General features: G+C 48.6%; 13 protein-coding genes. 2 read left to right on the forward strand and 11 right to left on the reverse strand.

Features of this window, described 5'->3' with window-relative positions:
- Positions 1 to 20: 20 nt before the first annotated feature.
- Both darT and darG read left to right on the forward strand, forming a co-directional pair.
- Positions 21 to 665, forward strand: a complete 645-nt coding sequence (gene darT / locus AAC852_RS02240; protein WP_340619610.1) for a type II toxin-antitoxin system toxin DNA ADP-ribosyl transferase DarT — start codon at positions 21 to 23, stop codon at positions 663 to 665.
- A gap of 11 nt (positions 666 to 676) precedes the next feature.
- Positions 677 to 1,756, forward strand: a complete 1,080-nt coding sequence (darG, locus tag AAC852_RS02245; RefSeq protein WP_340619611.1) for a type II toxin-antitoxin system antitoxin DNA ADP-ribosyl glycohydrolase DarG — start codon at positions 677 to 679, stop codon at positions 1,754 to 1,756.
- Positions 1,757 to 2,033: 277 nt separating this feature from the next.
- Here the strand turns inward: darG and AAC852_RS02250 are convergent, their stop codons facing one another.
- The 11 genes from AAC852_RS02250 to AAC852_RS02300 all read right to left on the reverse strand — a co-directional run bounded on the left by AAC852_RS02250 (position 2,034) and on the right by AAC852_RS02300 (position 13,120).
- A complete protein-coding gene (locus tag AAC852_RS02250; protein WP_340619612.1) occupies positions 2,034 to 4,664 on the reverse strand; it encodes a TipJ family phage tail tip protein in 2,631 nt (876 codons plus the stop codon).
- Positions 4,665 to 4,681: 17 nt separating this feature from the next.
- Positions 4,682 to 5,257 (reverse strand): tail assembly protein, encoded by a 576-nt coding sequence (locus tag AAC852_RS02255; RefSeq protein WP_340619613.1) that lies wholly within the window; start codon positions 5,255 to 5,257, stop codon positions 4,682 to 4,684.
- Complete coding sequence (locus AAC852_RS02260) at positions 5,254 to 5,991, reverse strand: C40 family peptidase (protein WP_340619614.1); 738 nt, start codon at positions 5,989 to 5,991, stop codon at positions 5,254 to 5,256. The genes AAC852_RS02255 and AAC852_RS02260 overlap by 4 nt, the downstream gene beginning before the upstream one ends.
- A 134-nt stretch (positions 5,992 to 6,125) precedes the next feature.
- Entirely contained in the window at positions 6,126 to 6,956 is an 831-nt protein-coding gene (locus tag AAC852_RS02265; RefSeq protein WP_340619665.1) for an IS982 family transposase, read from the reverse strand.
- 10 nt (positions 6,957 to 6,966) lie between these two features.
- Positions 6,967 to 7,596 carry a DNA translocase FtsK gene (locus AAC852_RS02270; protein WP_340619615.1) on the reverse strand — a complete coding sequence of 210 codons (630 nt, stop codon included), beginning with the start codon at positions 7,594 to 7,596 and terminating at the stop codon, positions 6,967 to 6,969.
- 72 nt (positions 7,597 to 7,668) lie between these two features.
- Complete coding sequence (locus AAC852_RS02275; protein WP_340619616.1) at positions 7,669 to 8,406, reverse strand: phage minor tail protein L; 738 nt, start codon at positions 8,404 to 8,406, stop codon at positions 7,669 to 7,671.
- Positions 8,407 to 8,416: 10 nt separating this feature from the next.
- Positions 8,417 to 8,749, reverse strand: coding sequence for a phage tail protein (locus AAC852_RS02280; RefSeq protein WP_340619618.1), 333 nt, complete (start codon positions 8,747 to 8,749; stop codon positions 8,417 to 8,419).
- Positions 8,746 to 12,087 (reverse strand): phage tail tape measure protein, encoded by a 3,342-nt coding sequence (locus AAC852_RS02285; protein WP_340619619.1) that lies wholly within the window; start codon positions 12,085 to 12,087, stop codon positions 8,746 to 8,748. Before AAC852_RS02285 ends, AAC852_RS02280 begins: the two co-directional genes overlap by 4 nt.
- A gap of 3 nt (positions 12,088 to 12,090) precedes the next feature.
- Complete coding sequence (locus AAC852_RS02290; protein WP_340619620.1) at positions 12,091 to 12,237, reverse strand: hypothetical protein; 147 nt, start codon at positions 12,235 to 12,237, stop codon at positions 12,091 to 12,093.
- A 77-nt stretch (positions 12,238 to 12,314) separates the two neighbouring features.
- Positions 12,315 to 12,659, reverse strand: a complete 345-nt coding sequence (locus AAC852_RS02295; RefSeq protein WP_340619621.1) for a phage tail protein — start codon at positions 12,657 to 12,659, stop codon at positions 12,315 to 12,317.
- Positions 12,656 to 13,120, reverse strand: coding sequence for a phage tail protein (locus AAC852_RS02300; protein ID WP_340619622.1), 465 nt, complete (start codon positions 13,118 to 13,120; stop codon positions 12,656 to 12,658). Before AAC852_RS02300 ends, AAC852_RS02295 begins: the two co-directional genes overlap by 4 nt.
- Positions 13,121 to 13,137: the final 17 nt, after the last annotated feature.

The following is a 13,137-nucleotide window of genomic DNA, read 5'->3' on the forward strand; positions in this document are numbered from 1 at the left end:
AACGGAGGAATGTTCAGTTAATGGCATATACTAATCTTAATCCGGAAAAAGCACTCATTTGGAGAATTACACATCGCCAAAATATTCCTTGGATTCTAGCCAATGGATTACATGCAGGAAACGGTGCAACACGTTCGCCAAACTGGGTAACTATTGGGAATGAAGATTTAATAAATCGTCGTGGTCATCGAACTGTACTTCTTCCACCTCAAGGTGTACTTAATGATTATGTCCCTTTTTATTTTACTCCTTTTTCTCCCATGATGTACAACATTTATACGGGTCGTGGTGGGGTAAAAAAGGTGTCCAATTCCGATATTGTCATTCTGGTTTCTAGCATGCATCGAGTAGCAGAAATAGGATTACCTTTTGTATTTACTGATCGTCATGCGTACCCAGTAATAACCAATTATTACAATGAGTTGAATGATTTAACAGCTATTGATTGGACATTGTTGCAACAACGCAATTTTCAGCGTGATCCGGATGACCCGGAAAAGGTTGAGCGTTATCAAGCAGAAGCTCTAATCTATAAGTATATGCCCATCAATGCTTTGCTGGGTGCAGTATGTTATACACAGAGTGTACAACAGGAATTACAAAAACAAGCCAATGGGTTAGGAGTCAAACTGGATATACATTGCATACCCGGCTGGTACTTTTAAGGAGGCCGACGATGATAAAATTTACACAAGGTAACCTGTTGGAAGCTAATGTAGAAGCTCTGGTTAACACAGTTAATACAGTTGGTGTTATGGGCAAGGGTATTGCGTTGATGTTCAAAGAACGTTTTCCTGCCAACATGGACGCTTATGCCAAAGCATGTAAAGAAAAAGAAGTTAAGACTGGAAAGATGTTTGTTACCGATACAGGTGAACTGATGGGACCTCGTTGGATTGTGAACTTTCCTACAAAACAACATTGGCGGGCTAAATCACAGATACAGTGGATTATCGATGGACTGGTAGATCTTCGCTGTTTTATTGAAAAAAATCACATACATTCCATTGCTATTCCTCCATTGGGAGCTGGTAATGGTGGCCTTAACTGGGATGAGGTAAAACCATATATCAACCAAATATTGGGTGATCTTGAAAATATAGAAATCATTGTTTATGAACCAACATTAAAATATCAAAATGTGACCAAACCAAAAGGTGTAGAAAAGCTAACTCCTGCCCGCGCTTTGATTGCTGAACTTGTGCGTCGTTACTGGGTGTTAGGAATGGAATGCAGTTTGTTGGAAATTCAAAAACTGGCATGGTTTTTAGAGCGTGCGATAGAGGCTGAGGAGCTAAAAAACCCATTGAACCTTAAATTCGTAGCCAATAATTATGGTCCTTACGCCGATAGGCTACGTCATTTATTAGATGGATTGGATGGAAGCTACCTAAAGAGTGAAAAGCGTATTAGCGATTGCGGTCCTCTAGATGTGATTTGGTTTAACGATGACAAGCGCGACAAGATCGCTTTGTACTTAAAATTTGAAGCGAAAGCCTACCTCCCCGCGTTGGAAAGAACGGCTGAATTAATCGACGGTTTCGAGTCTCCTTACGGGATAGAACTGCTGTCTACCGTAGACTGGCTGCTGTTTCAAGAGCAAGTCCCTCCCGATGCAGAATCCTTGCTCGATGGTATACGTCATTGGCCTGCTGGAGATAAATGGGCACAACGCAAGCTAAAATTGTTTGATCTAGCGAAGCTAGAGTTGGCGCTAAATCGTCTGAAACAAGTACCCTTGCAAGCAGCGAATTAATTCTTTTTAAACTGTCCATGGGTACTACCATGGGCTTTTCCAATCTCATATAACACATCCCGCGATCGGCCTATGTTTAAACATCATTAAGGAAACGCGCTAGTTTAAAACACTAGGGGGTCTTCCTTTGAACATTACAACTACACACCATAATGTTAGTAAGACCTTCATCGTTAAGGTCCTTTAACATTAAAGTCTGCTTCGCTCATAGCCGACCATCAGATTTAATCGTGTCCTACCACAGGATAACATCAGGTCAAGTCACAGCGAATACAGGTTATATACGCTGCTTAAGCTCCCTCAGCATGTCATGCAATCTCTCAATGGCCTGCGCATTTTCCGCAATAGACTGCTTGTGACGCACGTCGGCTCGGGCCTGCTCATTGAGTTGCTCCTGTAAACGCCGCCCGGTTTCTGCGTCCAGAAAATGATCCTGACTGGCCTCCACTATCCAGCCGGTATCATTGGACGCAGCACCGCTGACCAGTGACGTCCACGCCGAGGCGTTACCCGATTTGTCCACCAGCCGTGCCCGGAAGTAGAGCCGCTCCCCAGCCGACAGCCCCTGCAAGGTGTGGGTGCGTTGCGGATAGGCAATATCGGCGAACTGCAGCGTGTCGTCATCCTCGCCGTTTTTGTTGTAGCCAATTTCTGTTTTCAACAGGACATCCGTCGGGTTGGCAAAGTCCCAGTCCAGCCGGATACCAAAAAGCAGCGACGTGGTGCGGAGAGACTGCGGTGCCGATGGCGTCCCTTTGCGGCTTCCCAGCAAGGTATCCTGCGTGTTCACCCAGATACTGGATATGGCGGCGGCATTCGTCGCCCTGACCCGCGCCTGATAGCATCCGTCATCGACGTTCGGTACTTCAAGACGCCGGGCGGTCGTCCGGGGAGCGGTTATCCAGTTGCCGTTGTCTTTGCGCCATTTGACTTCATAGGCCACGGCACTGTCGGCGGCGTCCCATGTGATCTGCAACGTGGTGGTGATAATGCCCTGATTGATCGCAGTATCACTGTCGATAAGGACATGCTTCGGTGCCGGCTGAACACTAGGCGGAAGAATGGTAACGGGACGTTCGTCAATGCGGATGTTTCTGTCGATAAGCGCATATTTGTCAGGGTTATGCTCAACTGCCGTAATGTCAAACGAGACACCGTCCTCTCCCGCTTTGATCCCCATCACCCTGAAGGGTTGCTCCACGCTATAGCGGGATTCAATGGCCCAGACGGCACCCACCTCAGGAATATCTGCATAGGCATAGCCACCGCTACTCACGGAGACCTCCTGCCCGTTGATCGCGGTAATCAGATCCTTTCCTGTCTTACCGAAAGGCAGGTTGATAACCAGCCAGTCCCCCGATTTTGCCGACGGCACCCGATCCAAGGTAAGCATATATCGACTTTGCACGGCCTGAATACGCCCACTTCGACCCGGCCCTGACAGCAGATTATCCGATATGCCGATAAGGTAACCCGGCAGGGGAATACGCCCCTCCAGCCCGACGGTAAAGGTGACGGTCCGGTCGTGTTCGTTAGTGTGCAACACCCATTTGCCACGCCGAATGGCTTCACTCTGGCGGGTACAACCGATGGCCGTGATATCGGCCTGCCGGATACCATAGCGGCGTATCAAACGGTGTTCAAACACCGGTTCAATCGTATCCTGATAGCCATTCTGCGGATCGGACCAGCTCACCATGGCCGTGGAGTAATGGGTTTTCTCGCTGGCACTGGCATAGGTGAATTTTCCGTCACGCACATTGGCACCCGTAAAGAGATAATCCCTGTCACGGGGCATATCCGCCAACACATTCATGTTGTTATTGGCCCAAAACGTCATTCCCCGAAAAATCCCCGCAATGTCACGCAACACCGCCCAGGCATCTTCCTGTGACTGAATATAAACATTGCAGGTAAACCGCGGCTCTTCACCGCCTTCACCATCCGGCACCGTCTGATCGCAATATTGTGCGATGCTATACAGATCCCATTTTGCCAGAGTCAGGTTTTCCGCTTTCACCCGGGTACCGATACTGAACCGATCATTGATCATCAGGTCATACAGCACCCATGCCGGATTGTCGCTCCATGCCCATTGGAAGGTGCCATCCCAGCTACCGTAATAACGGCGACGTGCCGGGTCATAATTGGCGGGCACACGGATGATACGCATCTTGGGTTCGCAGGTGATTTGCGGGATGTTGCGAAACTGTTTGGCATCAAACTGAACAAATAACAGAACCGTTTCCGGGTAGCTTAATTTGGCGTCGATCACCTCGGTAATGGCTTCTACCATCATCGCATCGGCGATCCGGTTACTGTTCTGTTTTGGCGTCAGCCGCCGAAGGCGCACCTGCCAGCCCGAATAGGCGGCGGGTAAATCCACCCGGTGGGAACGTTCATATTTGGTGGTAGTTTTGCCATCAACGGCGGTTTTCAGGATTTCCTTAAAAGCCCCGCCATCGGTGGCGAGGTCAATGGCATATTCAATGCGATAACCGACCGCATCCCCGTTCTCTTTTTGCTGCTGCAACTGGGGCCATGATAACCGCAGGCGGACCGCTGACAATTGGGTATTAGTGACCGTCGTCACCCACGAGCTGACCAGTTCGGCGCTGACGGTTCGGGCATTTTCGACCGCTGGCAGACCGGGGATATACGCCTGATGGGGTGTGCCGGGACGAAATTCCCATTTGACCCCTTCAAAATTGGGCGTACCGTCAGCGCCGATAAGCGGCGTGTTATCCAGAAAAATACGCCGGCCATCCAACTCGCCTGCAAACTCCCCTTCGCCAAGGGCAAGGAGGATTTTGGTGTAGGCGGTGGATTGCAGGGAATCCGGTGCTTCTACCGGGGTGCGTGGCTGCTGTCTCCCGCCTTTGTGACCCTGAATGGGCTGTTTTTCCATCTTTCATCCTCAGAGAGTTATTGTTGGTCTTCCGCATAGATACCCGCTGAAATAATGGCCCCGCCAATACGGCGTCGGCCATAACCGATGGGCACCGGATTACCCTGTGCAACGGTGTTCACCGGCCCTCCGAAAGCATAGGACGGTTTGTTGTCGGGATCTTCGCGCCGGGCCAGCCCGCCCGGCATCGGCGAGAGCATTTGCACCACGCCACCCAGCATCATACCTGCCCCGGACATCACCATCGGCGCACCAAACGGGGTCGCCCACAAAAATGCCCCGGCCACCACCATCACCGCGCCCAGAATGGTCTGGAAAACACCGGCGTTTTTGCTGCCGATAATCATCGGGGCAATGCGGATATCGTCCTGCCCGGAAAACACCAATTCTTCCCGACTGATATTGCGTTTTCCGTTAAACACAGCAAAAGTCAGCCCCTGTTCTTTGGCGGTCAATAAAAAGCGTTCAAAGCCGTCAACCAGCACAGACAGCGCCCGGATCGCTTCCTGCGGCGTAGAGACAGCCAGTTGATGTACCCGACCGAACTGAGTTCCCAGCACACCGTAAAGCCGCACGGTTCGTAATGTGTTCATGATGTGACTCCCTTCAACAAAAAACCCGCCGATGCGGATGAGTGACGTAAGGTTATGATGGTGCGTTCCTGCCAGTAACCATGATAGGGTTCTCGCTTACTGAGCTGCCCGTACAAATGATGCAACATCAGGCCATCCCCCAGATAAACTCCGGCATGATTGGGTTCACTGGCCTGTACCTGCATAATGAGCACATCCCCTGTTTGTAATTCACCCCGACAGGCGACAAATCCGGCCACGGCATACTGTTTCATATACAGATTTTCGCCCCGACTCCACCAGCCATCGGCACGTTCAAAATCAGGGAGTTCAAGCATCCACTCCAGTTTGTACCAGTCACGCACGATGGCATAACAATCCCAGATGCCATGTACAAACGGGCGGCCAAGTAAAGGCTTTACCCCCTCGGTTGGCATGATGGTACGCATGTCCCCTTCCGGCCATGAAACAATGACCCACGGAATTTGTGACAGGTCACACTGAGCAATGTCTAATTGACTGGGCTGTGTCGTGGCATCGGGGTGACTGTGGACAATCGCAACAACCGTTCCTGTCTCTTCGGCATTGGCGTAATCTGCGGGGTGAATGCTGAATTGTTCTGTCGGTGAAGGAGCGGTATTGCGGCAGGGAATGTACTGCTGCTTTCGGCCATTCTGAATCACCAGTCCGCAGCATTCATTGGGGTATTCGGCTTTGGCGTGATTCAGGATAGATTGAGTGATGTGGGGGCGCATGTGGATACCTAAAAATAGAAAACCCGCCAGATAAAGCACCCAATACAAGGGCTTGCTTCAGAAGACGGGTTATTGAATAAATAATAGGTAGGGTAGATTACATATCTAAATTTTCTAAATAACCCCAATTCCGCTTAAGCTATTACTGAAATATCTTCTTCTGAGTAGAAAATTTTCAGTGATGGCTTTTTCTCTTTAAGGCAGTAAGCAATCAATCCCGTTAAAATGGTTAACAAAAAACCGGTTATACTTCGGTGACGAGAATGTTCTAATTGAGAGCCGTTTTTTAATTGTCCATTAATCGTTTCAATGATAAAACGCTTTTTAAGCATAACCTTATCCCACTCAGCCAGTGCAAGCGCTTTCATGTTGCGGCGCTTTTTCGTGATAAAGGTGATATCCGTTTTAGCTAAATCATCCGCCAATTCCTGACTCAGATATCCTTTGTCGCCGTAAAGAGAACCCGTGAGATCTTTTGATAATTCGCGTACAGGCTCCCTATCATCCACATTACCCGGGGTCACTTTAAGCGCTAAAATTTCGCCCAGATGGTTAATAATCAGGTGTAATTTGAACCCATAGAACCATCCCATTGAGGTTTTTCCGCGTTGCGCTATGCCCTGAAAGACCTTATGACGAGGAATACGGATGTTATGACAAACGCGCAAACTCGTGGAGTCGATAAAAGCAATGCCTGTCGGTTTTCCTTTTAATTGAGTCAGATAACTGGATAAGGGGACCAAAACGGACGGGGCAACGCTGATAAAACGGGTATAACTGAGCAAGGAGGGGAAGTCGCGGTGATGGTATTGCCAGATATGCTCCAAATAAAAGTTTTTAAAATCACGGTAATGCGACCGCTGAAAGAGGATTAAAATTGTCATGATTTCACTGGGATACATGCGGCCTTGTCTGCGGCGCAGGCGGTATCCGTTATCGAGACAAAACTGCGCCCACTGGGGGATGAAAAGGAATTCAGGTTAAATAATATTTGTCATTATCACGTTCGTAACGCACTACAGCATTGAACTTTGTTCTTATCATTGCACCAAAGCTATTCTGAGCATCAACATACCCAATAAAATTAAATTTACATTCTGCGGGCTTGTTCGATTTAACATCGTAGTAACTGGCAAACTTAGCAGTCGATGGGGCTTTTAAATGAGATGATATAAACTTTTTAGCATAAGTATACGCTACCTTATCATCTGAACAATAATCTGTCTCAAGTGCTGGTGATCGACTGGAGCAAGAAACGAAAACGAACATAACAACAATAAAGCTAATGCTCGCCATAAACCATTCAAAGCCGTCAAAACCTAACACCTTAGAATCATTTTGCTTGGCATTAACTACTCTGGGACTGGGTTCTTTTTTTTCTTGTCTCGTTATTTTCTGTGTTAACGGAGCAATTCTTTTATATCGGGAAGTTTCATTATCACATTCCCATGCAACTATTTCCATTTGCTCCAATAACAAAGCTGCTCTATTGTAACCTATACCAAAATACTCTTTTACCTCATTGATAGATGTATATTCCTTGGTTATTACATATTCAACAGCATCATCAAATAAAGGATCAATAGTCTTATCATCAGTTCCCATTGAATGCACCTTCATAATGTCAATACATCAGTAAATATTAACCTTTAGTTCTTTTAATATCCAGAAGTACCATCATCTTCTCAACAACGCCGAACCCGGAAATCCACCAAATGGCAATTGAGCCGCTTCACCGTATCGGGCCTTGCAGTCACTCATCAAGCCACCGCACGCATCTTTTGCCGGGTCATCAGTCGGGTTACCCTCCTCATCAAAATATCGCGTTCCCGTATAGTTACAAGGTGATTTGCGATATAACCCGCGCATACACCATGTACAAAGACTGTGGATTTGACGGGTAGGGATTTGTATGCCCTGTAAGTCAGCCGGTGACGATAAAGCAAACTGAATGCTTTCGTTATCTTCATGGGTCTTACTGTCGATATAGAAAACATCGATTTTTTCCTGTGTCGGATCGGCTTGCGGGTTGCCGTCTGGAAAGTTTCTCGCATCCAGATAATGCGCAAAGGTCATACGAATAGTGACACGCGCCTGCACCATGTTCTGATAAGCCAGACACAGGGCGCTGATAGCACCATCCAGATTAGCCACACTCAGGGTCGGTGACACTGCCCTGCCGTCACTGAGGGTTTCCAGTCCTTTAATTTCAACAGGCCACGGCTTATATTCCACACCCTGCCACCAGATCGATTTAGCCGGCAGGCTATCCGAGCTTTCCAGTTCCGCTTCGGTATAAGCGATAGGGTGACTGTGAAAATGCAGTTCTGGCCCGCCAAAGGCCGAGCCATCTACCGTATACAATAAGATTTTGCTCCCCGGCTCAAGGCGCTGGAGTGTCGCAGTGATCGTCATGTAAAACCTCTTACGGGTGATAGATGCGGGTAAATGTCACAGAGAGAGTGAAATATGCTCCACTGGCCTGTATCGTGAATTTTCCGGCTTGATACAGCCCCATCTCAGATAACGGATTGCGCCACTTAAATGAGCGCCATCCCTGGTGCTCGCGTAGAAAAGCCATCACGGGTTCTATTTCAGATAACGCCCCCACAAAGGACAAGGGCCAGCTTTCGCGCTGTGAATTAATGCCATCTCCCGAAGTTTGTTTATATCCGTCACCAAATTGGACAGAACGCACAACAGGCTCAAATTCCCCAACAGCACCGACCCTCGCGGGAAAATCAAACGTCTTTATCACCTTCTGCCTCCTTTGATAGCCACACTGAGTTCACCGCCCTGCCCCAGACTTTTATGCAGCAATAATTTGAAGCGCTGATCAACAAACTTCGCAATATCCTGTCCTGCCGATTCAAAGCCGCTGGTTGTCTTCACTTCGTGATTACCATCAGAATTGATAACAATGTTGACATGATTGGTGGTCTGGTTGCTGGTGCCGCCCATTGCCTGAACACCCAATTTTCCATCTGAACCCCGTTTTAATGGCAGAATAGCTTCCGGTCCCGCCTCCCCCATCAATCCACCCCCTTTGGCAAATTTAAACAGGGTCGGGCTGCTGACAATCTGTCCGCTGTACTGACTTAAGTCTGTGGATTGGTAAACGCCGCCTTTGGCATTAGGCAGGGGGATTGGGCTTTTCCAGACATCAGGCATTATTGTCGTGCCTGTGCCAATAGGTGATAAGCCGCCACCTGCTGAGGCCAGAGAACTGGTCCCCATATTCGCCATACTGCCGCCTGAACCGCCAAAGAAGCCAGAAAGCGCCTTCGTTATCAGTGCCTGCATAGCAATACGCACCAGATCCTGGATGATGGACTGCGCCAATGATGCCGATAATTCCTTCATGGATTCAGAAAATGACTTTGTCCCCATCAGCATTCCGGTTAAGGCGTTCCCGGTCCGTTGTTCAACAGCATCCAGCAGGTTCATTTGCATTTTCTGAAAACTTCCCTGCGCACCATACAGTTCTTTGGCTGCCGAAAATTGCGCGTCTTTAGAACGTGTGCCGGCTGCGGCCACCAATTGCTCATAGCGTTCTTTTTTAATGATGCCATTCTGGTAATAAGCATCGTATAAAGCCGTTTGTTCAGTAAGCTGGTTTCTAAGCTGAGCGATGGGGTCAACTTCACCTGTCATATCCAGACGCGGGGCAGCGATCTGTCTGGCCTGCTCCGCCAGTTTATCTTTGACAGAAGTTTGACACAGGGTTTTGCTGGCTGATAAATACTCCTGCTCTGACAGCAATCGTTCAGCATACAGGGCCTTAAGTTCTGCACTGGCTTCTTTTTCCTGACGGATCAGGGCTTTTACCGGGGCATATTTTTCTGTCAGTTCCATCCGTTGCTTTTGGTGGTTTTCGGCATTGAGGGTGCTTAGCCGCAAAATTTCATTTTGGGAAACTAAACCGGATTTACTGACCTCATTCAGCTTTCGCTGAATTTCTTGTTCACTCAGGATGATACGTCCTAAACTTGTCGTGTGTACCCTTTCTATTTCCAGACGTAACTGACGATACTGATTCAGGGTTTGCTTTCCTTTGCTGTTACTTTTATCGTTGTCGGTCTTGTCCTTTCCTTCGCCTTCCCATGGGTTACCATTATCGCCTTCGTCGATCTTTAACTTGGGTTTTTCACCCGCTGCAAGCGCCTTTAATGCGGCTTGGGATTCTTCAAGCTGTTTCTTATGAAATTCCGTTTTTTTAAGCGCTTTTTCGTATTCCGCCTCTGCGTGTGTAACTTCTTCTTGCGCTTTCTTTTTGTTTGCCCACAAGCCCCCAAGTCCAACACCGGACACAAGGTTTTTCTTCCCTTGCAAATCAAGCCATATCTTGCCTGTTTCTTCTTTTTGTTTTTCCAATGCATCTCTGTAATTCAGAATCTTAGAGGATAGCTCAACCTTTGAAAGTTGCATCAATGCATCTTTTGTTTCGAGCACAGCATCCTTTAAATTAGTTGCACTTTCGCGAGCCTCTTGCGCCCGTTGATGGAAATAATAGATGGCAGAACCTGCCAACATAGCTGCACCAAATGGCCCACCAATCATGGAAAGCGCGCCACTCGCACCCGCTGTAACACCTGACAAAAGGCGAGTGGAATACGACAATCTTCGGTTAGCTGCGACTAATTGATTCTTTGCTGACGTTTCAGTAATGATCGATTCCCTAATTTTTCGAAAGTTGGCCGCATATTCTTTCTGATAATTAACATAGATACCGTGCTGCTTATTAAGCATCTTTTGGGTGGTCAGCCACTGATTTTGCTGTCCGGCTTGCTCTCGCATAGCTCTGGCAGATTCTATCGCTCTTTGTGCTGTCGCTGCCTGCTGTTTGGCTGTATCACGAGCGGCTTTTTCCGTGGCTTTCCACGTAGTGATATTTTCACGCAAACTGGCGGTCAGTCGGGTTGTCATTACGGGGATCAGTGTGTGTAATGCAACCGTAGCCACCAAATTAAAGTTTTCTGACAGTGTGTTAATAGCACTGGTTGCACTCTGAACCCCGGTTCGAAGCGGGCCATCTGCACTTTGGCCGACTTTAATTGCCAGCCCTTCAAACGCACTGTTTAATACGTCCAGATCCGAACTCAGGTTGTTCGCCCGGGCGCCCGCCTGCTCATAGGCAACCTGCGTCCCCGTCAATGACTGCCGGAGTTCATCTAATTTTCCCCGGCCTTTCACTAAGTTGGAAGCAACACTGATACTCGCCCACCCAAACAGTTTGGTCGCCTCTGTGGTAGACAGATTCTTTTTAGCCAGATAGTCCAGTGCGGCAGACAATCCCACCACAGACGGTTTCAGTTTTTTATCCGTTGAATTCTCTAAGGCCAGGATCACATTTCGGATAGCCGTACCTGCTTCGGCCCCTTTTATTCCCCGTTCGGCCAGAATTTGAATGACCGCGTTCAGTTCCTCAAAACTGATCCCTGCCTGTGCAGCCATCGTCCCGCCGTTTTTAATCGCCTGCGCTGTTTCACCAATTTCGGATGAGCCATATTTTGCCCCAGCTGCCAGGACGTTGATAAATCGGTCAGCCTGCTCTGCACTGGCTCCGAACTGGTTTAATGAGAGTGCCAGTGCTTTAGTCGCTTCCGGTAAATCAATCCCGGAGGCCTGCGCTAACGTCACCGCTTTTTGTGTCGCCAGCGTCAATCCTTCAGTACTTTTCAGCAGTTCCGGCTTGGCGGAAGCCATCAACTTAAACGCTTCGGTAATTCGGACGGCCCCAAACTCCGTGGTACGCCCCAACCGCTGTGCATTAGCATCCAGCTGTTTTAATTGCTCTCCCGTGGCCCCGGTAATGGCAGACAAATCGGATAAAGCCTGTCCATACTTACGGGTGGCGGTCAGAATGGCCCCCAATGAAAAACCCGTGCCGGCCAATACCATCAACTGACCGGAAACGGATTTAATTTGTTTGCCCAGAGACTGATAAGCCGATTCCGCCTTCCTCGCACCTGATTTGGCTTTGTCGGCGAATTTTTCCGATTCCCGCCCGGCGTGGCGGTACGCTTCGGTAATTTGTGACTTAAACGACGTGGCATTGACCAGTAAGCCTACGGTGAGTGTGGATAAATTTGCCATAACTTAACCTAACAATTTCATGACCGCATCACACTGTGCCTGTACTGTATCACGGGATACCGGTACGGAGGCGGCCGGCGTCTTAGCGGGCTGTTTGTGCTTTTTCAGCCGATAATACGCCTGCCACTCGTTCAGGGTGGATGCAGGCAAAAACAGGATTCGATAGGGATCGATTTCGCCGAGTTGCTCTGCAAGGGTAAAGGCAAAATGCAACAGCGGCGATTGAATTAGTTTTTTTCGGCATCCTCCAGCGTGCCGATAGCATGGCGTTTCACAATATTGATGGCCGCGATAATCGTGGCATTATCGTGAATTTCCATCAGTTCATCCACCGTGGGCAGATCAGCTTTGTCGAGGGGTTTTCCTTTGTCATTCACCAGACAATCCAGCACCATCTGGATATTGAGCCGCGAAGCTTCCCGTGCGTTTTCGTCGTGAAGTTTTTCTACCGCTTCCTCCAGCCCCATCAGTTCAGACGCGGTCATTCGGCGCAAATTGACTTTAGTACCAAAAAGCTCAACTTCCTTCACGTGAGGACGCGGGGTTAATAATGCTGCTTTCAGGCCTTTCATTGGGTGACTCCTGTTTTCGTGGTGGCGATACCCCAGACGAGGTTATTCTGTTTGCCTTTGACGGTAATTTGAATGACTTCACTGGCGGGTGCGTTGATATCATTCATTTCCCAGCCTGAGAGAGCCAGGATCATCGTTGCCGTGCGCTTGTTCGGCAGGGCAATGTAAAACTGGACGGTTTCACGATTCTGAGCGGCGTTCAGGAACGCGGTAAAATCGGCGTTTTCGGGGTCATCAATAAACCCCAATGACTTTTCGGGTCCCTCCGGCATATCCGAAATAAATTGTTTATTGGTATCAATCAGAGTGGTGCAGTCGATAAAACTGCCCGTGAGTCCTGTTGCACCCAATGCCTTACAGTTAATTAACTGTTTCATGTTTTCCACGCTGTCGCCGGGTTTGCCGAATTTCACGACCGTGCCCGCGGGCAATACAGCGTATTCAGGTGACGATGTTGCCATGGTGATTTACTCCCGTC

The organism is Xenorhabdus siamensis (assembly GCF_037996745.1).
Taxonomy (GTDB): domain Bacteria; phylum Pseudomonadota; class Gammaproteobacteria; order Enterobacterales; family Enterobacteriaceae; genus Xenorhabdus; species Xenorhabdus indica.